At 64.4% G+C, this 24,282-nt stretch carries 26 protein-coding genes; 10 read left to right on the forward strand and 16 right to left on the reverse strand.

Annotated features, from left to right (window positions below; translation table 11 throughout):
- Positions 1 to 461: 461 nt before the first annotated feature.
- Complete coding sequence (locus FJ953_RS25990) at positions 462 to 1,496, forward strand: aspartate-semialdehyde dehydrogenase (RefSeq protein ID WP_140550592.1); 1,035 nt, start codon at positions 462 to 464, stop codon at positions 1,494 to 1,496.
- Between the two features lie 175 nt (positions 1,497 to 1,671).
- On the opposite strand, the gene FJ953_RS25995 is transcribed toward FJ953_RS25990, so the two are convergent.
- Positions 1,672 to 2,079 (reverse strand): ACT domain-containing protein, encoded by a 408-nt coding sequence (locus FJ953_RS25995; protein ID WP_140514037.1) that lies wholly within the window; start codon positions 2,077 to 2,079, stop codon positions 1,672 to 1,674.
- A 277-nt stretch (positions 2,080 to 2,356) separates the two neighbouring features.
- On the opposite strand from FJ953_RS25995, the gene FJ953_RS26000 reads away from it, so the two are divergent.
- Positions 2,357 to 2,620: a glycine zipper domain-containing protein gene (locus FJ953_RS26000; protein ID WP_140492153.1), complete on the forward strand. Its 264-nt coding sequence runs from the start codon at positions 2,357 to 2,359 to the stop codon at positions 2,618 to 2,620.
- An 82-nt stretch (positions 2,621 to 2,702) separates the two neighbouring features.
- Here the strand turns inward: FJ953_RS26000 and rpsP are convergent, their stop codons facing one another.
- The 6 genes from rpsP to FJ953_RS26030 form a co-directional block, all read right to left on the reverse strand.
- Positions 2,703 to 3,104, reverse strand: coding sequence for a 30S ribosomal protein S16 (gene rpsP, locus FJ953_RS26005; RefSeq protein ID WP_140492156.1), 402 nt, complete (start codon positions 3,102 to 3,104; stop codon positions 2,703 to 2,705).
- A 57-nt stretch (positions 3,105 to 3,161) separates the two neighbouring features.
- The gene (locus tag FJ953_RS26010; RefSeq protein WP_140492160.1) at positions 3,162 to 3,488 is read right to left on the reverse strand and encodes a chorismate mutase; all 327 of its coding nucleotides are present in this window, start codon (positions 3,486 to 3,488) and stop codon (positions 3,162 to 3,164) included.
- A gap of 7 nt (positions 3,489 to 3,495) precedes the next feature.
- Positions 3,496 to 5,079 carry a signal recognition particle protein gene (ffh, locus tag FJ953_RS26015; RefSeq protein ID WP_140625367.1) on the reverse strand — a complete coding sequence of 528 codons (1,584 nt, stop codon included), beginning with the start codon at positions 5,077 to 5,079 and terminating at the stop codon, positions 3,496 to 3,498.
- A 289-nt stretch (positions 5,080 to 5,368) separates the two neighbouring features.
- On the reverse strand, positions 5,369 to 6,334 hold the full coding sequence (locus FJ953_RS26020; RefSeq protein ID WP_140563902.1) for a type II CAAX endopeptidase family protein: 966 nt from the start codon (positions 6,332 to 6,334) through the stop codon (positions 5,369 to 5,371).
- 172 nt (positions 6,335 to 6,506) lie between these two features.
- A complete protein-coding gene (locus tag FJ953_RS26025; RefSeq protein WP_140559212.1) occupies positions 6,507 to 7,103 on the reverse strand; it encodes a DUF1236 domain-containing protein in 597 nt (198 codons plus the stop codon).
- Between the two features lie 62 nt (positions 7,104 to 7,165).
- A complete protein-coding gene (locus FJ953_RS26030; protein WP_140625368.1) occupies positions 7,166 to 8,263 on the reverse strand; it encodes a putative zinc-binding metallopeptidase in 1,098 nt (365 codons plus the stop codon).
- A gap of 255 nt (positions 8,264 to 8,518) precedes the next feature.
- On the opposite strand from FJ953_RS26030, the gene FJ953_RS26035 reads away from it, so the two are divergent.
- Positions 8,519 to 9,319, forward strand: coding sequence for a lytic transglycosylase domain-containing protein (locus FJ953_RS26035; RefSeq protein WP_140492175.1), 801 nt, complete (start codon positions 8,519 to 8,521; stop codon positions 9,317 to 9,319).
- Between the two features lie 323 nt (positions 9,320 to 9,642).
- Here the strand turns inward: FJ953_RS26035 and FJ953_RS26045 are convergent, their stop codons facing one another.
- Positions 9,643 to 10,866, reverse strand: a complete 1,224-nt coding sequence (locus FJ953_RS26045) for an argininosuccinate synthase (RefSeq protein WP_140625369.1) — start codon at positions 10,864 to 10,866, stop codon at positions 9,643 to 9,645.
- Between the two features lie 192 nt (positions 10,867 to 11,058).
- On the opposite strand from FJ953_RS26045, the gene FJ953_RS26050 reads away from it, so the two are divergent.
- Entirely contained in the window at positions 11,059 to 11,700 is a 642-nt protein-coding gene (locus FJ953_RS26050) for a LysE family translocator (RefSeq protein ID WP_140550602.1), read from the forward strand.
- Positions 11,701 to 11,779: 79 nt separating this feature from the next.
- On the opposite strand, the gene FJ953_RS26055 is transcribed toward FJ953_RS26050, so the two are convergent.
- The 3 genes from FJ953_RS26055 to rlmN are packed head-to-tail and all read right to left on the reverse strand — an operon-like array spanning position 11,780 to position 13,910.
- Positions 11,780 to 12,232: a hypothetical protein gene (locus FJ953_RS26055; RefSeq protein WP_140580217.1), complete on the reverse strand. Its 453-nt coding sequence runs from the start codon at positions 12,230 to 12,232 to the stop codon at positions 11,780 to 11,782.
- On the reverse strand, positions 12,229 to 12,678 hold the full coding sequence (locus FJ953_RS26060; RefSeq protein ID WP_140580216.1) for a hypothetical protein: 450 nt from the start codon (positions 12,676 to 12,678) through the stop codon (positions 12,229 to 12,231). Before FJ953_RS26060 ends, FJ953_RS26055 begins: the two co-directional genes overlap by 4 nt.
- Positions 12,675 to 13,910 (reverse strand): 23S rRNA (adenine(2503)-C(2))-methyltransferase RlmN, encoded by a 1,236-nt coding sequence (gene rlmN, locus FJ953_RS26065; protein WP_140580215.1) that lies wholly within the window; start codon positions 13,908 to 13,910, stop codon positions 12,675 to 12,677. The genes FJ953_RS26060 and rlmN overlap by 4 nt, the downstream gene beginning before the upstream one ends.
- 266 nt (positions 13,911 to 14,176) lie before the next feature.
- Between rlmN and FJ953_RS26070 the strand changes: the two genes are divergently transcribed.
- Entirely contained in the window at positions 14,177 to 14,476 is a 300-nt protein-coding gene (locus FJ953_RS26070) for a hypothetical protein (protein WP_140554786.1), read from the forward strand.
- A 302-nt stretch (positions 14,477 to 14,778) separates the two neighbouring features.
- On the forward strand, positions 14,779 to 16,137 hold the full coding sequence (locus FJ953_RS26075) for a chloride channel protein (protein ID WP_140554787.1): 1,359 nt from the start codon (positions 14,779 to 14,781) through the stop codon (positions 16,135 to 16,137).
- Between the two features lie 54 nt (positions 16,138 to 16,191).
- On the opposite strand, the gene FJ953_RS26080 is transcribed toward FJ953_RS26075, so the two are convergent.
- The 3 genes from FJ953_RS26080 to FJ953_RS26090 all read right to left on the reverse strand — a co-directional run bounded on the left by FJ953_RS26080 (position 16,192) and on the right by FJ953_RS26090 (position 18,045).
- Positions 16,192 to 16,695 carry an invasion associated locus B family protein gene (locus tag FJ953_RS26080; RefSeq protein WP_140492199.1) on the reverse strand — a complete coding sequence of 168 codons (504 nt, stop codon included), beginning with the start codon at positions 16,693 to 16,695 and terminating at the stop codon, positions 16,192 to 16,194.
- Between the two features lie 275 nt (positions 16,696 to 16,970).
- Complete coding sequence (locus FJ953_RS26085; RefSeq protein WP_140514028.1) at positions 16,971 to 17,333, reverse strand: YkvA family protein; 363 nt, start codon at positions 17,331 to 17,333, stop codon at positions 16,971 to 16,973.
- 418 nt (positions 17,334 to 17,751) lie between these two features.
- Complete coding sequence (locus FJ953_RS26090; RefSeq protein WP_140625370.1) at positions 17,752 to 18,045, reverse strand: 4a-hydroxytetrahydrobiopterin dehydratase; 294 nt, start codon at positions 18,043 to 18,045, stop codon at positions 17,752 to 17,754.
- A 51-nt stretch (positions 18,046 to 18,096) separates the two neighbouring features.
- Here FJ953_RS26090 and FJ953_RS26095 point away from each other — a divergent pair, with 51 nt between their 5' ends.
- Positions 18,097 to 18,615 (forward strand): low molecular weight protein-tyrosine-phosphatase, encoded by a 519-nt coding sequence (locus tag FJ953_RS26095; protein ID WP_140492208.1) that lies wholly within the window; start codon positions 18,097 to 18,099, stop codon positions 18,613 to 18,615.
- On the opposite strand, the gene thpR is transcribed toward FJ953_RS26095, so the two are convergent.
- Both thpR and FJ953_RS26105 read right to left on the reverse strand, forming a co-directional pair.
- Positions 18,519 to 19,115, reverse strand: a complete 597-nt coding sequence (gene thpR / locus FJ953_RS26100) for an RNA 2',3'-cyclic phosphodiesterase (protein ID WP_140559221.1) — start codon at positions 19,113 to 19,115, stop codon at positions 18,519 to 18,521. The genes FJ953_RS26095 and thpR overlap by 97 nt on opposite strands.
- Positions 19,116 to 19,242: 127 nt before the next feature.
- A complete protein-coding gene (locus FJ953_RS26105) occupies positions 19,243 to 19,887 on the reverse strand; it encodes an arylesterase (protein ID WP_140625371.1) in 645 nt (214 codons plus the stop codon).
- Between the two features lie 82 nt (positions 19,888 to 19,969).
- Here FJ953_RS26105 and FJ953_RS26110 point away from each other — a divergent pair, with 82 nt between their 5' ends.
- The 3 genes from FJ953_RS26110 to FJ953_RS26120 all read left to right on the forward strand — a co-directional run bounded on the left by FJ953_RS26110 (position 19,970) and on the right by FJ953_RS26120 (position 24,228).
- A complete protein-coding gene (locus tag FJ953_RS26110) occupies positions 19,970 to 20,665 on the forward strand; it encodes an ABC transporter ATP-binding protein (protein WP_140559223.1) in 696 nt (231 codons plus the stop codon).
- Positions 20,665 to 23,214: an ABC transporter permease gene (locus FJ953_RS26115; RefSeq protein WP_140625372.1), complete on the forward strand. Its 2,550-nt coding sequence runs from the start codon at positions 20,665 to 20,667 to the stop codon at positions 23,212 to 23,214. The genes FJ953_RS26110 and FJ953_RS26115 overlap by 1 nt, the downstream gene beginning before the upstream one ends.
- A gap of 240 nt (positions 23,215 to 23,454) precedes the next feature.
- Positions 23,455 to 24,228 carry a Bax inhibitor-1/YccA family protein gene (locus FJ953_RS26120; RefSeq protein ID WP_140492223.1) on the forward strand — a complete coding sequence of 258 codons (774 nt, stop codon included), beginning with the start codon at positions 23,455 to 23,457 and terminating at the stop codon, positions 24,226 to 24,228.
- Positions 24,229 to 24,282: the final 54 nt, after the last annotated feature.

Below are 24,282 nucleotides of genomic sequence, written 5' to 3' on the forward strand. Positions count from 1 at the left end.
CGCTCTTTCGGAATTCAGGGCTTGCGCTCATCATGGAGCACATACAGGGCTGGCGCAGCGCCAGCCAGACGATCTCGCCCGTTCGTACTTGCTGGCGCCGCTCTTGTACAGGGCAGGCGGCACCGCCTTCCCTTCTCCCGCAAGGAGGGAAGGAAGAAACACCACTGATTGACTCCTGCCGCAAACCGCGTAAAAGCCCGCTTCGAACGGGATCGTTTTTCGATGCGCGGCCTTTTGATGGCTCTTCTTGCATTCGATGCCCCCAGCCGCGATGAGCATCATTGCGCCGGGCGTTTCGGCGCGTCCCCCCGTTCCAGCAAAGTAACGGCCAAAACCACCACCAAAACGGTGTGATTCCCTTGGCCTGACCACCCTCTCCCGGGTTCGGCCCGGGGGACGGAACCCGCACCTGGCCGGCGGGTTTTCTCCAACAACCAAGCGGAGAGGGATAGGAGATCTTTATGAGTTTCAAGGTTGCGGTAGTTGGCGCCACGGGCAATGTGGGCCGCGAAATGCTCAACATACTGGAAGAGCGCGGTTTTCCGGTCAGCGAAGTGGTGGCGCTTGCCTCGCGCCGCAGCCAGGGCACGGAAGTGTCGTTCGGCGACCGCACGCTGAAGGTCCGCGCACTCGACACCTACGACTTTTCCGACACCGACATCTGCATCATGTCGGCCGGCGGCAATGTCTCGAAGGAATGGTCACCCAAGATCGGCAAGCAGGGCTGCGTCGTCATCGACAATTCCTCGGCCTTCCGCTACGACGCCGACGTGCCGCTGATCGTCCCGGAAGTGAACCCGGATGCGATCTCGCTGTTCACCCGCAAGAACATCATCGCCAACCCGAACTGCTCGACGGCGCAGCTCGTCGTGGCGCTGAAGCCGCTGCATGACGCGGCCACCATCAAGCGCATCGTCGTGGCCACCTACCAGTCGGTGTCGGGCGCGGGCAAGGAAGGCATGGACGAGCTGTTCACGCAGACCCGCGCCGTGTTCGTCGCCGACCAGGTCGACGTCAAGAAGTTCACCAAGCGTATCGCCTTCAACGTGATCCCGCATATCGACGTTTTCCTCGATGACGGCTTCACCAAGGAAGAGTGGAAGATGGTCGCCGAGACCAAGAAGATGCTCGATCCCAAGATCAAGCTGACGGCGACCTGCGTGCGCGTGCCGGTGTTCATCGGCCATTCGGAAGCGGTCAACATCGAGTTCGAAAAGCCGATCACCGCCGACGAGGCGCGTGACATCCTGCGTGAGGCGCCGGGCTGTCAGGTCTTGGACAAGCGCGAGGACGGCGGCTACATCACGCCGCTGGAATCGGCCGGCGAGGACGCCACCTTCATCTCGCGCATCCGCGAGGATTCGACCATCGACAACGGCCTGTCGATGTGGATCGTTTCCGACAATCTGCGCAAGGGCGCCGCCCTCAACGCGGTGCAGATCGCCGAGCTGCTGGTCGAGCGCGGCCTGATCCAGCCGAAGAAGAAGGCGGCCTGACGGCTGTTTGGCTTTCGCTCGCGGGCCGCACCGCCGCTGCCGGGGCTGGCCCTCCGCGAGGGCGCCGGACGACCGGCGGCCCGCAGTCGCGGGCTCGGCCTTCGGCCGTTAGCTCACCTTCCCCCCGTCCTTATACGGGGAGAAGGTGCCGGCAGGCGGATGAGGGGGCGCTGGCCTATGTCCGATTTTCCGCCGCCAGTTCCCGCAGCAACCTCATCGCTTCCTCGGCCCGGTCGACCGGCACGAACAGATGGTCATGATAGAAGGCGGAGACGGGATTGACGCCCATGCCGGCGGCGGCGAGGCGTGCGGTGATGGCGGCGAGGAAGCCGACGGCTTCCAGCGACGAATGGATGTTCAGCGTTATCATGCGGCAGCGGAAAACGGCTTCCAGTCCGGCTGCCTGCGCCTCGTCTTCGAGCAGAATCAATGTCGTGCCTTCGCGTTCGCGAAACAGCATGACCGCTTCGAGTCCTTCCGGAACCGATACACCCGCCGGCAGCGTGGCGAAGACATGGATGCCGGCAATCAATTGCGGCGTCATCGACGCCAGCAATGTCTTCAGATCTGTCTCTCCGGCCATATTGCCTGCTCTTGGTCTGAGGGGCCACGCCCGCCGGCTCTTCATATACGCGACCGAAGCGCGCCGATAGCCACGCCGGCGCGCTGCACGGACAACCCGGCGAGAGAACTGCGCTGTGGCGTCAGAATATCAACGATTTCAAATGCTTGTCGGAGATCGGCATGGCCTTGGCAGGCGCGGCGAAGCACCGGCCTTCAATGTCTAGGGATCAAATCGGCCGCCTGGGAGTTAGGAACATGGCGGCGAGGACGGCGATCCCCGTGAGAGAGGAACGACAATGAAGAAAATCATGACCATTCTGGTGCTGACGGCAGCGCTTGGCGCCTGTTCGCAGACGGAAAAAGGCGCGGCCGTCGGCGGCCTGGGCGGAGCAGCGGTCGGCGCGGCGGTGGCGGGCGATCCCGTCCAGGGCGCCGTGGTCGGCGGCGCGGTCGGTGCCGTAGCCGGCGCGCTGATCGGGCGGGCCAGCGAACCGGGCCGCTGCCGTTATCGCGACAGCCGCGGCCACGTCTATGTCGATCGCTGCCCGAGCGGCTATTGAGCGGCAGCATCCGCCCAATGAATTCGAAATAGAAAACGGCGGGCTAAGGGCCCGCCGTTCGAAAAAGACGATCGGTGATCGATTACTCGGCCGTGGCAGGCTCCGCCTCGGCCGGCGCGGCCGCAGCCGCCGCGACGGCGGCAGCGGCGTCGTCCTGCGCCTTCTTCAGAAGCGCGGCGCGCTCCTGTGCCTTCTTGCCGGGCTCGGCCTTTTTCGGATTGGAACGGGCGTCGCGCTTGGCGAGGCCGGCCTCATCGAGGAAGCGCAGCACGCGGTCGGTCGGCTGGGCGCCGTGCGACAGCCAGTGCTTGACGCGCTCGGCGTCAACCTTGACGCGCTCGCCGTCCTTCGGCAGCAGCGGGTTCCACGAGCCGAGCGACTCGATGAAACGGCCGTCGCGCGGCGAGCGCGCGTCGGCGACGACGACGTGGTAGTAGGGACGCTTCTTCGAGCCAGCGCGGGCCAGTCTGATCTTCAGTGCCATTTCTTATCTCCTAAAAGCTCTGATTTCGTTGGTGGGGTTGCGGCTAAACCTTTGTCTTCAGCCGGTTTTCGTCACGCCGTTGGCAGCGGCGATCTGTTCGTGGTGGCGGATCACTTCGCGGACGACGAAGTTGAGGAATTTCTCCGCGAAATCCGGGTCGAGATGCGCATCGTCCGCGAGCTGGCGAAGACGGGCGATCTGCTGCTGCTCGCGCGCCGGATCGGCCGGCGGCAAGCCATGCTCGGCCTTGAGCAGGCCGACCGCCTTGGTGCAGCGGAAGCGCTCGGCCAGCATGTGGATGAGGGCGGCATCGATGTTGTCGATCGAAGCACGGTAGCCGGCCAGGATGGTGCGGGCGTCCGCCATGTCCTTTTCCTCGTTCATCGCGTCCTCACTTCTTCTTGCCGAGGCCAGGCAGGCCACCGCCGCCGAGACCGGGAAGTCCGGGAAGCTTCATGCCGCCGGGCAAGCCGGGCAGGCCACCGCCGCCGGTAAGGCCGCTGGGCAGGCCCTTCATGCCGGCGGCCTGCGCCTGCTTCTGCAAGGCTTCGAGCTGCTTGGGATCCATCTTGGAGAGGTCAGGCATGCCGCCCATGCCACCGGGCATCATGCCGCCGAGGCCCATCTTGGAGGCGAGCCCGCCCATCATGCCGCGCATCAGGCCGCCGCCTTTGCCCTTGCCGCCCATCGCCTTCATCATGTCGGCCATGCCGCGATGCATCTTCAAGAGCTTGTTGATCTCGGCCGCGTCGGTGCCGGAGCCGGCGGCGATGCGCTTCTTGCGCGAGTGCTTGAGAATGTCGGGGTTGGCGCGCTCGGCCTTGGTCATCGAGGAGATGATGGCGAGTTGGCGGCCGAACATCTTGTCGTCGAGACCGGCGGCGGCCATCTGGTCCTTCATCTTGCCCATGCCGGGCATCATGCCCATGATGCCGCCCATGCCGCCCATTTTCGACATCTGCTGAAGCTGCTGGGCGAGATCGTTCAGGTCGAACTTGCCCGACTGCATCTTTTTGGCCATCGCCGCCGCCTGCTCGGCATCGATGTTCTCGGCGGCTTTTTCGACAAGCGAAACGATGTCGCCCATGCCGAGAATGCGGTCGGCGATGCGCTTGGGATGAAATTCCTCCAGCCCGTCCATCTTCTCGCCGGTGCCGATCAGCTTGATCGGCTTGCCGGTGACGGCGCGCATCGAGAGCGCGGCGCCGCCACGGCCGTCGCCGTCCATGCGGGTCAGTACCAGCCCGGTGATGCCGACGCGCTCGTCGAAGCTCTTGGCGAGGTTGACGGCGTCCTGGCCGGTCAAGGAGTCGGCGACCAGCAGGATCTCGTGCGGGCCCGACACCTTCTTGATGTCGGCCATCTCGACCATCAGCGGCTCGTCGATATGGGTGCGGCCGGCAGTGTCGAGGATGACCACGTCGTGACCGCCGAGCCTGGCCGCTTGCACGGCGCGTTTGGCGATATCGACCGGGTTCTGGCCGGCCACGACAGGCAGCGTCGCCACCTTGACCTGCTCACCGAGCTGGCGCAACTGCTCCTGCGCGGCGGGGCGCCGCGTGTCGAGCGAGGCCATCAGGACCTTCTTATTCTGACGCTCGGTGAGCCGCTTGGCGATCTTGGCCGAGGTCGTCGTCTTGCCGGAACCCTGCAGGCCGACCATCATGACGACGACAGGCGCCGGTGCGTTGAGGTCGACGGCGACGCCTTCGGCGCCGAGCATGTCGACCAGCTCGTCATGCACGATCTTGACGACCATCTGGCCGGGCTTGATCGACTTCAGCACCGCCGCGCCGACCGCCTTCTCGCGCACCTTGTCGGTGAAGGAGCGCACCACTTCCAGCGCCACGTCGGCCTCGAGCAGCGCACGGCGCACCTCGCGGAGCGCCGCCGAGACATCCGCCTCCGACAGCGCGCCGCGGCCTGTCAGGCCGTTCAGGATGGAGCCAAGGCGCTCCTGAAGTGATTCAAACATTCTGTTTCCTTTTCCCTGGCAACCGGATGGTGCCCGAGAGGTAATGCGTTCGCGCCAAGTGTCCAAGTCTCGTGGCAAGCAAAAGCCAAAACCAAAAAGCACCCGGGGGCGCACAGCGCTGCCGGGTGTTGGCCTCCAGGATCTGTTTACAGCACTTGGCCTCAAAGAGGCTTCGGCGTCCTGGTCGGCTTGCTCGGAGGGATACTCGTCGCGGAATTCGGGGCTGTAGACAGGAAAACGGCCGCGGAGTCAAGACAAGGACCGTTCCGCCGGTCTCCCTGCGCAGCAATCAAGTCGCCTTCGTTGCGTCTGCAGGTTCGGCCGAGACGCTCAGCGGCGAGCGCGGATGCAAAAGCAGCAGTATCGTCAGCAGGCTGCAGGCGATGCCGATCGTGGCGATGAGGACCGCATCCGACGTCGCCCAGCCCGGCCCTTCGAGTGGTCTGGCGGTAAACAGGGCGAAGGAATTGTAGCTCTCCTGATGCGAGATCAGCAGGAAGCCGGTCAGATTGTTGCCGAGATGGGCGCCAAGGGCCGCGCCGAGGTTGCCGGTGGCATAGACGACAAGCGTCAGAAGCAGTGCAAAAGCGGCGATCGAGACCAGCACGCAGGCATTGATGGCGGCCGAGGCGCTCGCGCTCCAGTGCAGTGAGGTGAACAGCAGGCCCGGCAGCAGTGCCCAGACGAACGGGCTCCTGAACCGGTAGGCAAGACCGCGCAGCAGGTAGCCTCGGAACAGTACCTCTTCCGATGATGTCTGCAGAAAAGTGAGCGCGAGGATCGGGATCAGGAACAGCAGCCAGGACGACAGGGCGATCGAGCCGCGCGCGATCTCGGGCTGCATCAGGTAGAGCAGGACCTCGGACACGAGCGAAGTGACCAACACCGCGACCAGTCCCTTGACGAAACCCGAGCGCGAAATGCGACGGCTGTTGCCGAGGAGCGCCGACAGCTTCTCGCCATGCACCCAGCGCATGGCGATCCACAAGCCGATCCAGATGCCGGCGAAAGACGCGAGCGCGGTGAGAATGCCGATTGGCGACGCAAGGAAACCCTGCATGCCGCCGGCGGGCGCAGCCGCGCCTTGCGCTGTCCGCCAGGCGAAAAAGGCATAGGTGCCGCCCAGCAGCACGACCGCCGTCGACGCGGCCCAGAACAGGACGACGATCCCGGTCCCGAGAAGCAGGCGCGGCAGAGTCGTCTTTTCGTTGGCTGTGTTTCGATAGTGCTCGAAGACGGCAGGGTCCGATATCACGCTCTCTCGCAAGCTGGTGCTTCGCGTCGCATGATCTATGGGATCGGGCGGTTCTGCGCAATCATTCCTGTTCGGTACGCCCCGCCAGCCTTCGGCGCATGTGCGCCGCCCTCGCCTGCCTGCCGGCAGGCGAAAGGCATGCTCCGATGATTACCCCCGTGTCCTATCCGCCTCAACGCACCACATACACGATGCGCCGCGTCTGCGGGTCGATCAGCGCCGGCTGGCCGTTCACATAGACGTAGCGGTAATCGTAATCGGGGATCTCGCGCAGTTCGACACTCTCGGGCAAAACGGCCCCGGTGACCACCTCGCCCTCAAGATAGACAGGGTCGACGCGATGCGTGTCGACATAGGTCCTGACTTCGGCGGGAGGCTGCGGGATGGCGTCCTCGACCGGCTCGCCGGCGATGATCGAGCCGGTGTAGTCGGTGGAATAGCCCTCGGGCGGCGACACGACGGCGACGCTGGAGCCGAGCGGGCGTCGCGTCAACACGACCCGGTTGCCGCCGAAATCAGCCGTCACATAGTCCGAATAGACCCAGCCCTGGCCACCGGCTTCGGCGATGGTGCACCATTTGCTGTTTTCGATACAGCCATTGAGCGTCGCCGACTGGCCGGCGGCGAGCACGCCGATGACAGGATATTGCGGGCCTGGGCCAGCGCGGACGTTGAGATCGGTGATTGCGGAGACGGGGGTGTCGGCCATGGCGGCGCCCGAGAAGAGCGTGAGCATTCCGGCGACCGCGGGAAACAATACGGATTTCATGGTTTCTCTCCGTTTCATGGTCCCTCGGCAGCGAAAACGGGAGAGCGGCGCATGCGTTCCCGCTAAAATGTTGAAGCCAACTCACGATTTGTTCCCGTTTCTTGCGGCAGGCGGGTCAAGAGGTCGTGAACGAAGGCCAGTTTGCGCGCCGCGACATCCGAGATGACGAAAGGGTAGAGGTCGGGCAGACCCATGCAGCGATTGATGGAATTGGAGGCTTCCGACAGCACCAGCCAGCGCGACAGGATCTTTTCGAACGGTTCGGGAGCGGGTGTCGGTTCGGACGGCGCTGGTTGTAGCATGCCCCCGGTATCGCCCTGGGGCAATTCGTTGGCCTCCACCGTCTCCAGCCGGCCGAGCGGGAAGTTCAGCGCATGGACCATTTCCAGCGTGTCGGTGATATGCAGGTGGTGGGCCCAGCTTTCGGCCCAGTCCTCCCAGGGATGAGAGGTGGCATAGGGCGAGATGTGGCGTTGCTGCCAGTCGGGTGGGGCACCATTGGCATGGTGGTTCTTCAATGCCTGCTCGTAGCCGGTGCGCTCGTCGCCGAACAGCGCGCGGAAGGCGTCAAGCCTTTGCGGATCGTCGCGGATCAGCCGGTCCCAGTAGTAGTGGCCGAGCTCGTGGCGGAAATGGCCGAGCAAGGTGCGATAGTTCTCGCCCATCTCAACGCGCCGCCTTTCGCGCTCGGCGGAGTCGGCTTCGGCGACGTTGAGGGTGATCAGGCCATTGTCGTGGCCGGTCAGGATGCGCTCGCCGCCCGGGCCGCCGCCGATCGGATCGGCAAGGAAGTCGAAGGCAAGGCCGGCCTCGTCGGCGGGGTTCTGCTTGGGCGTCACCGGCAGTCCGAAAGCCAGCAGCGAATAGACCGCGCGCTTCTTCGCGGCCTCGACCCGTATCCAGCGGCGGCGGTTGCCGTCGACGGAGAGGTCCGGGATCAGCTGGTTGAGCGCGCAGGCGCGGCAGAAGGGCTGTCCCGGCTCGGCCATCCAGTTGCAGGCGCATTCGTCGGCGTTGGCGCATGGGGAGCCGCTGTCGGCACCGGACAGGGCAAAGCAGGCGCGCTGCGGATCATAGAGCACGGCACTGGAGCAGTTCAGGCACCGGGCGTTCTCGAAATAGAGACGATGGCCGCAATGAGGACAGTCGAAGAGTTTCATCTCGGTCTCGGACCAGGGAACAGGGGAAGGCGCGTCGTGCAAAACGCCGGCCGACAGACGTCGTTCCCCACTGTGACGTCATTGAGCAACATGGCGCAAGGATCGTCAGGCCATGGGTGGTTCTTGCCACAATATTTGCTTGATCGTAGGCAAATTCCCTTCCATTGGCCAGCTTGCGCGCGCGACAGTGACAAGTGCGCGTTTCACTGGCAAATTCCGGCCGGGACGTGATTCAGGCAACCAGGAGAGAACAACATGGCATTTCTTGCCAAGGGTAAGATGTTTGCAGCGGCCACTGTGGTGGCGATGCTTGCGCTGGCGACGGGCGCGCAGGCGGCGGCCAGCTGTGGCAAGACCGGAGCCGGCTTCGATGCCTGGAAGCAGGACTTCGCAGCGGAGGCCAGGGCCGAGGGCGTGGGTTCGAGGGGGCTGGCCGCCCTGGCCGGCGCGACCTACGCGACCAGGACCATTTCCGCGGACCGCGCCATCCACAAGGCTTTCAGCGGCTCCGTGGAAGCCTTCATGAAGCGCCGCGGCGGGGCGGCGATCATTTCCAGGGGCCGGGCGCTGAAGAAATCGAATGCGGCGCTGTTCGACAAGATCGAAAGGACCTACGGCGTCTCGCCGGGCGTGCTGCTTGCCATCTGGGGCATGGAGACGGGCTTCGGCGCCTCTATGGGCAACCAGAACACGGTGTCCGCCATTTTGACGCTTGCCTATGACTGCCGCCGTCCGGACTATTTTCAGCCGCATGCCATTGCGGCCCTGAAGCTGGTCGATCGCGGAACGTTGACCGCCTCGTCGGTCGGGGCCATGCATGGCGAGATCGGCCATACGCAGTTCCTGCCCGGAAATGTCCTGAAATATGGAGTGGGCAGCGGAAACCTGCGCGACAAGAGCACCGCGCTGGCTTCCACGGCCAACTTCCTCAAGGCGCATGGCTGGCAGGCCGGCGCGAGCGCTCAGGCGAATATGGGTGCAATTGCCGGCTGGAACTCGGCGAGTGTCTATCAACAGGCCATCGCCCGTATCGCCACCGCAATCGATGGCGAGTGATCGTTAGAAATCGCTGTTCAGCAGAAAGCCCGGCCGCGATGGCGGGCACTCTTACCGGATGTTAGCGCCGCCCCTCACCTGCCTGCCGGCATCCTCTCCCCGTATAGCGACGGGGAGAGGGCGCTGTCATCGACGGTTTCGCCAATTACAGTCGTTGCCAATTGCAATCGTTGCAAGAAAGGCGCTCGGGCTGCGGCCAGTCCCTTTCTTCCCGTCACTATACGGGGAGAAGGTGCCAGCAGGCCGATGAGGGGCGGCGCCGGCATCGACAATCGGCTCCAATAGAGACGCCGGGTTTTGTCTTGAGGCGAAACATACTGACATCAACTTCCGCGATTGCGCGCCGCTAAGGTGCGCAGCCTCAGCGCATTGAGGCGGATGAAGCCTGCGGCGTCTTTCTGGTCGTAGGCGCCGCGGTCGTCCTCGAAGGTCACCAGCGCGTCGGAATAGAGCGTCTTCTTCGACTTGCGGCCGGTAACGATGACATTGCCCTTGTAGAGCTTCAGACGCACCGTGCCTTCGACATCCTCCTGGCTCTTGTCGATCATCGCCTGCAGCATCAGCCGCTCGGGCGCGAACCAGAAGCCGTTGTAGATGAGTTCGGCGTAGCGCGGCATGAACTCGTCCTTGAGGTGGGCAGCTCCCCTGTCGAGCGTGATCGATTCGATGGCTCGGTGGGCAGCGATAAGGATGGTGCCGCCGGGGGTCTCGTAGACGCCGCGCGACTTCATGCCGACGAAGCGGTTCTCGACGAGGTCGAGCCGGCCGATGCCGTTGTCGCGGCCGAGATCGTTGAGGGCGGCGAGCATGGTTGCCGGCGACAGCTTCTTGCCGTCGAGCGCGACCGGATCGCCCTTCAGGAACTCGATCTCGATCTCGGTGACCTTGTCCGGCGCGTCCATGGGCGAGACGGTGCGCTGATGGACGAATTCCGGCGGCTCGCTCCACGGGTCCTCAAGCACCTTGCCCTCGGAAGAGGAATGCAGGAGATTGGCGTCGACCGAGAACGGCGCGTCACCCTTCTTGTCCTTCGGCACCGGAATCTGGTGCTGCTCGGCGAAGTTGATGAGGTCGGTGCGCGACTTGAACGACCAGTCGCGCCAGGGCGCGATGACCTTGATATCGGGATTGAGCGCATAGGCCGAAAGCTCGAAGCGCACCTGGTCATTGCCCTTGCCGGTGGCGCCGTGGGCGATCGCGTCGGCGCCGGTCTCCTTTGCGATCTCGACGAGGTGTTTCGAGATCAGCGGCCGGGCGATCGAGGTGCCGAGCAGATAGGTCCCTTCGTAGACGGCGTTGGCGCGGAACATCGGGAAGACGAAGTCGGCAACGAATTCCTCGCGCACGTCGACGATGCGGATGTCCTTGATGCCCATCATCTCGGCCTTGCGGCGCGCCGGCTCCAATTCGCCGCCTTGGCCGAGGTCGGCGGTGAAGGTGACGACCTCGGCGCCGAGCTCGGTCTGCAGCCATTTCAGGATGATTGATGTGTCGAGGCCGCCGGAATAGGCGAGCACGACCTTCTTGACGTCTTTTGTTTTCGACATTTGCTGTTTCCGCGACAAGAGTTCTCGGCCGGCGAGGTATCACGCCGTTTCCGGTCACCGCAAGGGATGAACGGGGCAAGGCGCGGAGAAACAGGCATACGGGACAGCTGGATCATCCTTTCCGTCGCACAGCCGCTGGCAACGGCAGGCCCCGTTCATTATAGCTGCGTATCGAAAGTCAACGGGCCTACCATGTCCTTCATTCCCGACACCGCAACGCTGATCCAGTTCGCCATCGCCACGTTCATCCTGGCGATCACGCCCGGACCGGACATGACGCTGTTCGTCTCGCGCACACTGAGCCAGGGCCGCGCCGCCGGCTTCGCCTCGATGGCGGGGGCGCTGTGCGGCACGCTGATCCACACCACCTTGGTGGTGGTCGGTGTCTCGGCGCTGATCGTCGCCTCGCCGATGGCCTTCTTCGTGCTGAAGATCTTCGGCGCCGGCTATCTCGTCTTCCTGGCCTGGCAGGCGATCACCAAGGGTTCGGCCTTCTCGCCGGAGAAGAAGACGGGCCCGCAAATCTCGCTGTTCCGGAGCTGGATGGTGGGGCTGGGCGTCAACCTGCTCAACCCGAAGATCATCCTGTTCTTCATGACCTTCCTGCCGCAATTCGTCTCCGCGCATGATCCGCACGCGCCGGGAAAGCTGTTCTTCCTCGGCGCCATGTTCGTCGTGCTCTCGACCCCGGTGACAACCCCGATGGTGCTGGCGGCGGAGAAATTCTCGGCGGCGATGAAGGCCAGCCCGCGCGTGACGCGGGTGGTCGACTATCTCTTCGCCGGCGTGTTTTCCGCGTTCGCGCTCAAAATCCTGACTGCCCAGGCGAAGTAGGATTTTGCTGTTCGCTGCTGATCTCTTCCGAACCGGAGGTCAGCAAAGCTCCCTGCTTACGTGGGCGCTCGGTTCGAGGTCAGGGTTCGGCTTTCCACCAGGTTCCGGCCCAGCGCCCGGCGCTGAGCCAATAGAAGATGCCGCCGACCATGCCGCCGCCGATGACGGCGGCCATGGCGCGCGGCTCGGTGACGGCGAATGGCGTGTCGCCCATCTGGTCGGCGAAGCCGACGAAGACGGCGGCGACGATCGCACCGGCCAGCGCATAGAACAGCCAATCGCGCCGGCCGAGAATCTCGGCGATCAGAATCACGAGGGCCGCCGGCATGAAGGCGAAATAGGCGGCAAACAGCGCGACGAAGGGGATCGAGAAATAGAGCGAGGCGGTCGCCGCCGGCTCCGCATGCGCCGGCGTGTAGCCGAGGGAGGCCAGGAACAGGACATTGAGGAACGCGCTGGCCGCCAGCGCGGCGACGGCATAGCCGAACAGGATGACGGCAAGGCGCACGATATAGGCGACGAGACGGGTCATTGCGAATCCCGGCGTAAGGGATGGCCGGACTTGCGCCCGGCCAGAAACCAGTAGACCGAACCGGCGGCAATGCCGGCGGTGGCCAGGAACCCGAGAAAGCCCGGGTTGAAAACAAACCCTCCGGCCGAGCCCGGGACAAGAACCCCGAATGCGATGGACGTGATCGCGCCCGTGGCCGCGAAGTAGAACCAGCCCCGAAGCGACAAGCGTTCGGCCATGAAGATCGCGGGGCCGACGATCAACAGCGCGCAGACCGCCACCGTCGCTACCGCGAGCGGGAAGGAAACCAGCCAGTCGAATGCGAAAACGATGGACCAGTTGCCATATTCGAGCCCTTCCAGAAGAGCGATCAGCAGCACAGGCACCAGGATCGAGGTCAGCACGGCGGCGATATAGCCGACTGCTATGAAGACGAAGCGCTTGAGCCCGGCGACGAGACGCCTCACGCCTCGCCGTGCCCCGCGATCATCATGGCTTCCAGCGCCAGCCGGTCGACTTTGCGCATGCGCTCCGATTCCGATTTGAGCTGGCCGCAGGCGGCGAGGATGTCGCGGCCGCGCGGCGTGCGGATCGGCGAGGCATAGCCGGCGTTATTTATGTAGTCGGCGAATTTCTCGATCGTCTCCCAGTCCGAGCACTGGTAGTTGGTGCCGGGCCAGGGGTTGAACGGGATCAGGTTGATCTTGGCCGGAATGCCCCTGAGCAGCTTGACCAGCGCCTTGGCGTCGTCGAGGGAATCGTTGACGTCCTTCAGCATCACATATTCGAAGGTGATGCGCCTGGCGTTCGACAGGCCGGGATAGGCGCGGCAGGCGGCGATCAGCTCCTTGAGCGGATATTTCTTGTTGATCGGCACCAGAAGGTCGCGCAGATCGTCATTGGTGGCGTGCAGCGAGATGGCGAGCATGACGCCGATCTCCTCGCCGGTGCGGAAAATCTCCGGCACCACGCCTGAGGTCGACAGGGTAATGCGGCGCTTCGACAGCGAAAGGCCGTCGCCGTCGGAAGCAATCAGCAGCGCCTTCTTGACCGCCTCGAAATTGTAGAGCGGCTCGCCCATACCCATCATGACGATGTTGGACACTTTGCGGCCCTCGGCCGGCACGATGGCGCCGTCGGGCGTGTCGCGGTCGGGGAAATCGCCGAGCCGGTCGCGCGCGGTGAGCAACTGGGCGAGGATTTCCTCGGCAGTCAGGTTGCGCACCAGCTTCTGCGTGCCCGTGTGGCAGAAGGAGCAGGTCAGCGTGCAGCCGACCTGCGAGGAGATGCAGAGCGTGCCGCGGCCTTCCTCGGGGATGTAGACAGTCTCGATCTCGACCGGGCGACCGGCGCCGCGCGGCGGGAAGCGGAACAGCCATTTGCGCGTGCCGTCGGCGGAGACCTGCTCCTCGACGATCTCGGGCCGCGCCACGGTGAAATGCCTGTCGAGTTCGGCGCGCAGATCCTTGGAAATGTTGAACATGCCGGCGAAATCGGAGACGCCGCGCACATACATCCAGTGCCAGAGCTGCTGTGCACGCATTTTTGCCTGGCGCTCCGGCACGATGCCGGACGCGACGAGCGCCTCGCCCAGTTCGGCGCGCGTCAGGCCGATCAGCGACGGCTTTTCCGGCTGTATCGCGCGGGCGCGCAACGCGTCGCGGGCGCCTTCGGCGGTGAGGTCGAATGAAAGGGTCATGGTTGCACTGATATAAGCGGTTTGCGGCCGATTTCATCCATCGGCCCGATATGAAGCGCGGCCCATAGCACAGCTTGGCGGCGGAGTCATGCGATGGCGAGGCGATCCGTGCGCCGACCGATTGACAGATGCGCCGGCCGGTCAGACCTGCGGTCCCTGCTTTTCGCCCGAAAACGGATCACTTGATCGTGTTGAAGTAACGGTTCTCACCGCGCGTTCGAACCCTGAATGGGGCAACCATGCCCCGACAAATGGGAGTATGCACGATGAACTCTATCAAGCTCGCCGTCATTGCCAGTTTCGTCGGCCTTTCCGCCTCGCAGGCATTTGCCGAAGACGCGATGGGCACAATGACAATGATGAAGGCAGGGCAAGTCACGGCAATCATGCCGGACGGGCATATGGGCACCATGACGCCGGACGCGAAAATGAGTGCCGAGATGATGAAGATGGCAAAGCCGATCAAGCACTGCATGATGATGATGACCGACGCCAAGGGCAAAGCCTTCATGATCGACACGTCGACCAAGAAGGCTCAGGCGGAATGCGAAAAAATGGCCATGTGAGGCCTGCCGTCGATCGATATTCCCGCCGGCTCGAAGGTCGGCGGGAGCCCATTCGAGCCTTGTTCCCGCAGACCACTCCAGCACACGCAGGTCGAGATATCCACCTGTCGGTGTTGAGGGTGTCTCATGATCAATGCGGAAACGACGATCATTGCGCCGAACCGGCATAACTTCCTTGTTCATGGTGCCAAACCGCAGCCATGGACTTTTGCTCCACGTCCGTCTTCCATTTCACGTTTGATGCGAACGCTTGATCGAGGCCATGCCTGTGTTAGGGCTGGGGCTCCGTCGAGAGGACAGACATGGCCGGTACAGTGCGAAAATACCCCTTGCTGCGGCGTTCGCGCGCGATGTGGGGCTCTCGCCGGGTGTGGCAGCCGCGGCTGGTGTTCTGGGCCGGCGCGATCTGCATCGGCGTGATCAGCGTGCTGTTCGCGGTGCTCGCCGACAAGGCGCAGGTGCTGTTCCATGCCATGACCGGCGATGACGGCGGCTGGCGCTTCTACCTACCTTTGGCGATCACGCCGCTCGGCTTCGTGCTGTGTGCCTGGCTGGCGCAAGCCTTCTTCCCGGGCTCGCAAGGCAGCGGCATTCCGCAGGCGATCGCGGCGCGGCATCTGCGCGACGACGACGACCGTGGCCACATCCTGTCGCTGAAGCTGGTGGCGGGCAAGATCGCGCTCACCCTGGTCGGCCTGTTCTGCGGCGCTTCGATCGGCCGCGAGGGACCGACCGTGCAGGTCGGCGCGTCGCTGATGCTGCAGGCGGCACGCTGGGGCGGCATGGCGCAGGCGCGCGGCCTGATCCTGGCCGGCTCCGCCGCAGGCATCGCAGCCGCCTTCAACACGCCGCTGGCCGGCATCGTCTTCGCCATCGAGGAAATGGGCCGCACCTACGAAGCGCGGACCAATGGACTGGTGCTGACGGCGGTGATCCTGGCCGGCATCGCCTCGCTCGGCCTGCTTGGCAACTACACCTATTTCGGCGTCTCGAAGGAGACAATCTCGTTTGCCGCCGAGTGGCCGCTTGTCATTGCCTGCGGCGTTATCGGCGGCGGCTTCGGCGCGCTGTTCTCGCTCCTGGCGCTGAAGGCGACGCGCCGGATCCGGCGCTGGAACACGGGGCAGCCCTTGCGGCGCGTCCTGCTGGTCGCCGCCATCTGCGGGCTCGGCGTGGCGGCGATCGGCATCGCCTCGGGCGGCCTGACCTTCGGCACCGGCTACGCGCAGGCGCGCGGCGCCGTTGAAGGCACGCCGCTGCCCTGGTTCTTCTTCGCCGAGAAGTTCCTTGCCGGGCTGCTGTCAATGGTCTCAGGCATTCCGGGCGGCATCTTTGCGCCTTCGCTTTCGGTCGGCGCCGGCATCGGCAGCTCGCTCGGCCTCGTCTTCGGCGCCAGCACGGGTGCGGCCGCGTTGCTCGGCATGGCCGGTTATTTCGCCGGCGTCGTGCAGGCGCCGATGACGGCCTTCGTCATCATCCTGGAGATGACCGGCAATCACGACAATGTCATCGCGCTGATGCTGGCCTCGATGCTGGGCTACGGCACGGCGCGCATGATCTCGCGCGAGCCGCTCTATCATGCGCTGTCGCGCGTCTTCATCGCGGAAGCCATCCGCAGGCGCAGGGCGGCGGAGGCGGCGCCGGAACCGGGTCCTGCGTGAAAAACAAAGGCCGGACCCAGCGGTCCGGCCTCTCTGTTCAAAGCGAAATTTCGACTATTTGCAGTTGGCGATCGACGACAGCGCCGCCGAGATGCCTTTCAGCGAGAAGACGTAGGAGGTGGTGTTGCCGCGGCCGGACTTGGCCTGCACCTTCATGTCGGTGCCGGATTTCATGGCGGCGATCAGCACCGGCTCCTCGGCGGCGTTCTCGACCCAGGCCGACTTGCCGCGCGTGAACATCGAAAACGTCTTCTTGTCGATGGTGACGGTGGCCTTGGAGTTTTCCTGGAAGGTGTAGCCGGCGATGAATTGCGGCTCGTAGGACACCTGCTGGCCGGGCCGCTGGCTGACGAAGAAGAACATGTCGCCATGGTCGAGCGTCGGCGGCTGCTTGTCGGTCGGCACGGTGAGGACATAGCAGACCTTGCCGCCCGATGCCTGGTAGCTGTAGGTGCCCCAGGCATTGTGCTGGCCGATCTTGGTCGCCTGCTGCGCCATCGCCGGCGCTGCGAAGGCCACCAGGACCAGGCTCGAAACTGTAGCAATCAATCCGCGCATCGTTTTTCCCGTATTCCAAATGGTGCGGAGGCGGGCCGCGTGGCGTCCTGCCGTCGCTTCATTTTGATTTAATCTGGGTTACCAAACGGTGAATTACCTCTGAGAAAAGGACGCTCACCCCAGGAAACCGCCGCCGTCTTCGCGCCGCCGCCTTTCAAGCGGCTGGCGCGATGTCCCTTCGGCGACTTGGAGGGCATGAAAGCGGCAAGAGTTTGACTTTTCCACAAGCCCTCTGAACGCTGGTGTCCAGCGCGCGCGAAGGCCGGTTCCAGGGCTCAGCCCTTGTCCGATATGGCGTCCTTGGCGGCCTGCCGGTGCGCCGGCGTGATATGGGCGCTGACGGCGGTGATTGCGGCGGTGAGCACGGCGATATCGTCGGTGAAGCCGAGGCCGAGGACGAAATCGGGGACCATATCCACCGGCAGGACGAAATAGCCGAGTGCCGCCACCAGGATGCCTTTTGCGCGCAGCGGCGTGTTCTTGTCCATGGCGCAGTAATAGGCCGCGACGACATCTTCCATGAACGGGATCTGCCGCGCGGCCTTCTTGGCCGTGCGCCAGAATTTCTCGCGCACCTCGCTCTCACCGCCCAGCCTGTCGCCAAAGCCGAAGAAATCAAAACCGGATTTTTGCGCCATCAATTTCTCCTTGCGGGCTCATGCGCTTGCCTGCGCATGGCCGCGGGGCAAAATGTGGTGAAACCCGACGCTTGCTGCAAGAGCTTGGGAGATCGCTGGCCTGAAAATCGGAATCAGTCTTTAGCGTGCTGTCCTGCGGATCAGGTGATGCCGGCCTGGCGGACACTCCGCTGGCAGTCGTCCTCCCTTGGAGTTCGGCGGCAAACGCACCTCCCGTCGTCATTCTAGGGCGAAGCAAGGAGCGAAGCGACGCGGCGCAGACCCTAGAATCCATGCCGCGACTCAAGAGCGACGCAGCGGTGCTGAATTCTGCTCGACTGCACCCCTTGGTCAACGTCGCGGCATGGATCCTCGGGTCTGCGCGTCCGCTTCGCTCCCGTGGCTGACGAAGCCGGGGTTGCCGCACCTATGAATTACCCTAGCCAACAAAGCGGTCCATTTTCTTCGCCAACTCGATGTCAAGCGCCGTGACTCCGCCGGCATCGTGCGTGTTCAGCGTCACGTCGACGGTTTTGTAGACATTCGACCAGTCGGGATGATGGTCCATCTTCTCGGCCGCAAGCGCGACGCGGGTCATGAAGGCGAAGGCTTCGGAGAAATTCCTGAAGGTGAACGTCCGTTTGATGGAAGCGCCATCCGCAGCCAGCGACCAGCCTTCGAGGTCTGTCAGCGCCGCGACGATGGCTTCCTTGCCAAGTTTCTCTCTCGTCATGTCCGGTTCCTGTGCTATTTCGAAGATGACTTTCACCATAGCGCCGGATCGATGAGCACGAAGCCCATAAAATCCATTCTGTTCGTCTGCCTGGGCAACATCTGCCGCTCGCCGCTGGCGGAAGGCGTGCTTCGTTCCGTGCTGACGGAACGTGGACTGGGCCGGGACATAGTGCTCGATTCGGCCGCAACCAGCGACTGGGAGGCGGGCTCCGCCCCTGATCGGCGTTCGATCGCCATCGCGTCGCGCCACGGCATCGACATATCGGAACTGCGGGCACGCAAGATCGCGCCCGAGGATTTCTCGCGTTTCGACCTGATCTTCGGCATGGACAGGTCGAACGTCGCCGACCTGAAGACGCTGGCGCCCGCCGGCGTGCGCGACCGCATCCACCTGTTCCTGGAATTTGCGCAGGGAAAGGCGCGCGACGTGCCGGATCCCTATCACGACGGCGAGGAAGCCTTCGCCGAGGTCTACCGCATGATCCGCGAAGCGTCGGAGGCGCTGGCGACGCGGCTTGCCGCGCGCGTATCGGCGCCCGACAGCGGCCAGGCTTCCTCGACGATGTAGGGGCCGCCGCCGACCGAATCGCGCGACGACATCAAGACGAACCGGCTGATGCGGAACGGCAATGTCGAAAAATTGCCGCGCGCCGAAAGATATTGGGCGACGTCCAGCGGGCTCGAATTGCGCAGGCGGGCCAGTGTGACATGCGGCATGAACTTGCGCGGATCGGCCGGAATGCCGAGCCGCTGGCAGATGCGCTCGATTTCAGCCTGAAGCGCCGAGAGATCCGGCGAGGCAGAGACCCCGGCCCATACGGCATGGGGTTTCCTCTGGCCGAAAGCGCCGACGCCCGCCAGCGTCAGCGGGAAGGAGGGGCGGTGGACGCGGTCGAGCGCGTTGGCGATCTCGTCGGCGACATGGCCTTCGACATCGCCGATGAAGCGCAGCGTCAGATGATAGTTCTCGACGTCGATCCAGCGGGCCCCGGGCAGGCCGCCCCTGAGCAGGGACAGCGAAAGGGCGGCGTCACGCGGAATTTCGAGGGCGGTGAAAAGACGCGGCATGAAGAGCCTCCCTTCCTCGAATCGAACTGTGCCCCCAGCGAATCATCGATAATCAAGCGGGGCAAGAGGTTTGTTGGTCACAGGTCTCGTCAAAAAGATTTCCCCAACGGAAAGGGCCTATCCCGTCTTACGATCCTCCCGGCGCCGCCGCGATGGCCTTCTCGACCGCAGGCAGGATGCGCTCGACCATCTGGGCGACCCCCTTGGCGTTCGGATGCAAGCCATCCTCAAGCTGCAGGGCGGACTGGCCGGCTACGCCGTCGAGAAAGAACGGGTACAAGGTAACGCCGTATTTTGCAGCCAGTTCCGGGAAGATGGCGTCGAAGGCGTTCTGATAGTCGGCGCCGAGATTGGGCGCTGCGCGCATGCCGGCCAGCAGAACGGAGATCTTGCGCTCTTTCAACTTGGCCAGCATCGTATCCAGGTTCTTGCGGGTGATGTCGGGCGAAACGCCGCGCAGCATGTCGTTGGCGCCGAGTTCGAGGATGACAAGCTGCGTGCCGTCCGGCACCGACCAGTCGAGCCGCGCCAGCCCGCCGCTGGAGGTGTCGCCGGAAACGCCGGCATTGGCGACGGTTACATCCCTGCCCCTGGCGCGCAGCGCCGCCTGCAGCCTGTCGGTAAAACCCTCGTCGGGTCCGAGGCCGTAGCCGGCCATCAGGCTGTCACCGAAACCGACGATCTTGAAAGGCTCGGCGCGTGCCGACGAGATGGCGCCGCAAATGGCGAGGAAAACGATCAGGCCTGCGGCAATTCTGCGTTGGAAAGACATGCGGCAGGTCCCATATGACAGAGAATTCTTCCGGCGACGGCCCGCAGGCGGAGCCCTCATCTCCATATAGGACGCTTTCATTTTGACAGAAGCCGTCATCGAGCTGAAAGACGTATCGCTGACATTGGGCGAAGGCGCCTCGTCCGTCCATGTGCTGAAGGGCGTCAGCCTCGATGTGGCGCGCGGCGAGGCGACCGGCATCGTTGGACCGTCGGGGTCGGGCAAGTCGACGCTGCTCATGGTTCTCGCAGGTCTGGAAAGGGTCGATTCGGGCACGGTACGAATCGCCGGCGAGCTGCTCAACGGCAAGAGCGAGGATCAGATCGCATCGTTTCGGGGGCGAAACATCGGCATCGTGTTCCAGTCCTTCCATCTCATCCCCAATATGACGGCGCTCGAAAATGTCGCCGTGCCGCTGGAGCTGGCCGGTCATGCCGATCCGTTCTCGGTGGCGGAACGCGAGCTGGCGGCCGTCGGTCTGAGCGACCGCGTGACGCACTATCCCGGCGAACTTTCGGGCGGCGAGCAGCAGCGCGTCGCGATCGCCCGGGCGCTTGCGCCATCGCCGCGCATCCTCATCGCCGACGAGCCGACCGGCAATCTCGACCAGGCGACCGGTAGGCAGGTCGCCGACCTTTTGTTCGCCAAGGCGGCCGAGCGCGGCATGACGCTGGTGCTGGTCACGCATGATCCGGCGCTCGCGGCGCGCTGTTCGCGCCAGGTCTCCATGCGCTCCGGCAGGATCGAGGCACCGGCGCCGACCAAGGCCATCGCCTGATGTCACCGGCGCGGACGTTGAAGCTCGCCGTCCGCTTCTCCTTGCGCGAGATGCGCGGCGGCCTGTCCGGTTTTCTGATCTTCCTTGCCTGCATCGCGCTCGGCGTCGCGGCGATCGGCGGCGTGAATTCCGTGGCCCGTTCGATCAGTGCCGGCGTCGCCAACCAGGGCCAGACGCTGCTTGGCGGCGATCTGCGCTTCCAGCTTAACCAGCGCGACGCAAGCGAAGCCGAACGCGGCTTCCTCGATGGGCTGGGCACGGTGTCGAGAACCGTCAGCATGCGTTCGATGGCGCGGCTTGCCGACGGCTCCGATCAGGCGCTGGTCGAGGCCAAGGCCGTCGACGAGGCCTATCCGCTTTACGGTGCCCTGGAAACCGAGCCGGCGCTGACGAAGCAGGAACTGTTTGGCGAACAGTTCGGTGTTTTCGGCGCGGCCGCGCCCGACCTGCTGTTCGAGCGGCTGCATGTGAAGCTCGGCGATCGGCTGAAGCTCGGAACCGCCACCTTCGAACTGCGCGCCAGGCTGGTCACCGAGCCCGATGCCGTGTCCGAAGGTTTCGGTTTCGCGCCGCGCCTGATGATCTCGACCGAGGGCCTGGTCGCGACAGGGCTGGTTCAGCCGGGCAGCCTCGTCGAGAATTCCTACAAGATCCGGCTGGCCGCCGACGCCGACGAGGCGCGGCTCAAGGCCATCCAGGACAAGGCTGCCAAGGATTTCCCAGAGTCCGGCTGGTCGATCCGCACGCGCAGCAATGCGGCCCCGGCGCTCTCTTCCAACATCGAACGCTTTTCGCAATTCCTGACCCTGGTCGGGCTGACGGCGCTGGTGGTCGGCGGCGTCGGCGTCGCCAACGCGGTGCGCGCCTATCTCGACGGCAAGCGCGGCGTCATCGCCACCTTCAAGAGCCTGGGCGCATCGGGCGGCTTCGTCTTTGCCGTTTACCTCGTGCAGATCCTGATGATCGCGGCCCTCGGCATCGCCGCAGGTCTGGTGCTCGGCGCACTGATGCCCTTTGCCGCGAGCGCCGCGCTTCAGTCGGTCGTTCCGGTGCCGGCGCAAGGCGGCTTTTATCCCGGCGCTCTCGGCATGGCAGCGCTGTTCGGGCTGCTGGTGACGCTGGCCTTCGCGCTGCTGCCGCTCGGTCGCGCCCGCGATGTGCCGGCGACCGCGCTGTTCCGCGAGATGGGACTGGAGGGCCGCGGTTTTCCACGCCCTGTCTATGTCGTTTCGGCGCTCGGCATCGCAGTGCTTCTTGCAGCGCTCGCCATCCTGTTTTCGGGCGACCAGCGCATCGCTTCGATTTTCGTCGGAGCCACCATCTTCGCCTTTCTGGTGCTGCGTCTGGTCGGCGCGCTGGTGCAATGGGCGGCAAGGAAGAGCCCGCGCGTGCGCTTCGTGGCGCTCAGGCTCGCCGTCGGCAACATCCATCGGCCAGGCGCGCTGACGCCGTCGGTGGTGCTGTCGCTGGGGCTTGGCCTGACGCTGCTGGTGACGCTGGCGCTGATCGACGGCAATCTGCGGCGGCAGATCTCCGGCAGCCTGCCGGAGCGGGCGCCGAACTTCTTCTTCGTCGATATCCAGAGCAGCGATGTCGACGGCTTCTCCAGTCTGATCAGCAAGGAGGCCCCGCAGGGGACGCTGGCCAAGGTGCCGATGCTGCGCGGCCGGGTGATGGCGCTCAACGGCGTCGCCGTCGACAAGGTCAAGGTGCCGGCGGAGGGCGCCTGGGTGCTGCGCGGCGACCGCGGCCTGACTTATGAGGCCAAGCAGCCGGACAACGCGACGCTGACCGAGGGCAGCTGGTGGCCGGCCGATTATACCGGCGAGCCGCTCGTCTCGTTTTCCGACAAGGAAGGCAAGGAAATCGGGCTGAAGCTCGGCGATACCGTCACCGTCAACGTGCTCGGCCGCAATGTCACGGCCAGGATCGCCAATTTCCGCCAGGTCGAATGGGAGACGATGGGCATCAACTTCGTCATGGTGTTCTCGCCCAACACATTTGCCGGCGCGCCGCATGGCTGGGTGGCGACGCTGACCGAAAAGAGCGCCACCGCGGCTGATGACGCCCGCATCCTCAATGCCGTCACCCGCGCCTTCCCGGCAGTCACTACGGTCCGCGTCAAGGACGCGCTCGACATCGTCAACCGTCTGGTCGGACAGCTCGGCGCGGCGATCAGGGCGGCGGCCGGCGTGGCACTGATCGCGTCGGTGCTTGTGCTGGCCGGCGCGCTCGCCGCCGGCAACCGGGCGCGCATCCATGACGCGGTGGTGCTGAAGACGCTCGGTGCGACGCGGCTGACGCTGATATCGGCCTTCTCGCTCGAATACATGCTGATCGGCCTCGCCACGGCGGTCTTCGCGCTCGCCGCCGGCAGTGCCGCCGCATGGTTCGTCGTCGCCCGCATCATGACATTGCCGTCGCATTTCATGCCGGAAGTGGCGGTGGCGACCATTCTCTTTGCGCTGGTCATCACCGTCGGCATCGGTCTCGCCGGCACCTGGCGGGTGCTCGGCCACAAGGCAGCGCCCGTGCTGCGAAACCTCTGAGTCCGCATCGGTTCCACCCCGCCGACGGCCGGCATTTGGTTAAATCGACGTAATGTTTCGCGGCCAAAGGGCTGGAAAACCGCGCCATGCGTGCCTCACGAAGCATTACACCCGGTTACGGTCTTGTTCTTGACGCGAATAACCATCATATTTCGCCGCAGGCATGCTGGAGTCCCGCCAGCGGCGCCTGGGTCCGGGTGGACCCGACACCGGACGGGGCAGAAGCAATAGAGGACCACAATGGCTGAACCCATTCGCAACTATCAGACGCGCGCCGTGCCCGGCGCCGCCGTCGACATCGATCAGGGCCTGCGCGCCTATATGATCAAGGTCTACAATTTGATGGGGCTTGGTCTCCTCATCACTGGTCTTGCCGCCGTCGGCACGATCATGCTGGCCACAACCACCGATCCGGCCTCGGCTGTCGCGACGCTGCCGAGCGGTGAGATGCTGACCTCGTTCGGCTACGCGATCTTCGGCTCGCCGCTGCGCTGGCTGGTGATGCTGGCCCCGCTGGCCGCCGTTCTGTTCCTGTCGTTCCGCGTCCAGTCGATGAGCGTGTCGGCGGCGCAGACGACGTTCTGGGTCTATGCGGGCCTGGTCGGCCTGTCGCTGTCGTCGATCTTCCTGGTCTACACCACCGCCAGCATCTCGCAGACCTTCTTCGCCACCGCCGCGGCCTTCGGCGCGCTGTCGCTGTTCGGTTACACGACCAAGCGCGACCTGACGGCGATGGGCTCGTTCCTGATCATGGGCGTGTTCGGCATCATCATCGCGATGGTGATCAACATCTTCCTGCAGTCGTCGGCGCTATCCTTCGCCGTCTCGGCGATCGGCGTGCTGGTCTTCGCCGGCCTCACCGCCTACGACACGCAGAAGATCAAGGAGATGTATTTCGAGGGCGACGCCTCCGACGTCGCTGGCCGCAAGGCCATCATGGGCGCGCTGACGCTCTATCTCGACTTCATCAACCTGTTCATGTTCCTGCTCCAGTTCATGGGCGACCGCCGCTGAGGGCTGGTCCGCGTCATGGTCTGACTGGACCATCGGGTTTGGAAGGGGCGGCCC

The organism is Mesorhizobium sp. B2-3-6 (assembly GCF_006442305.1).
GTDB lineage: Bacteria > Pseudomonadota > Alphaproteobacteria > Rhizobiales > Rhizobiaceae > Mesorhizobium.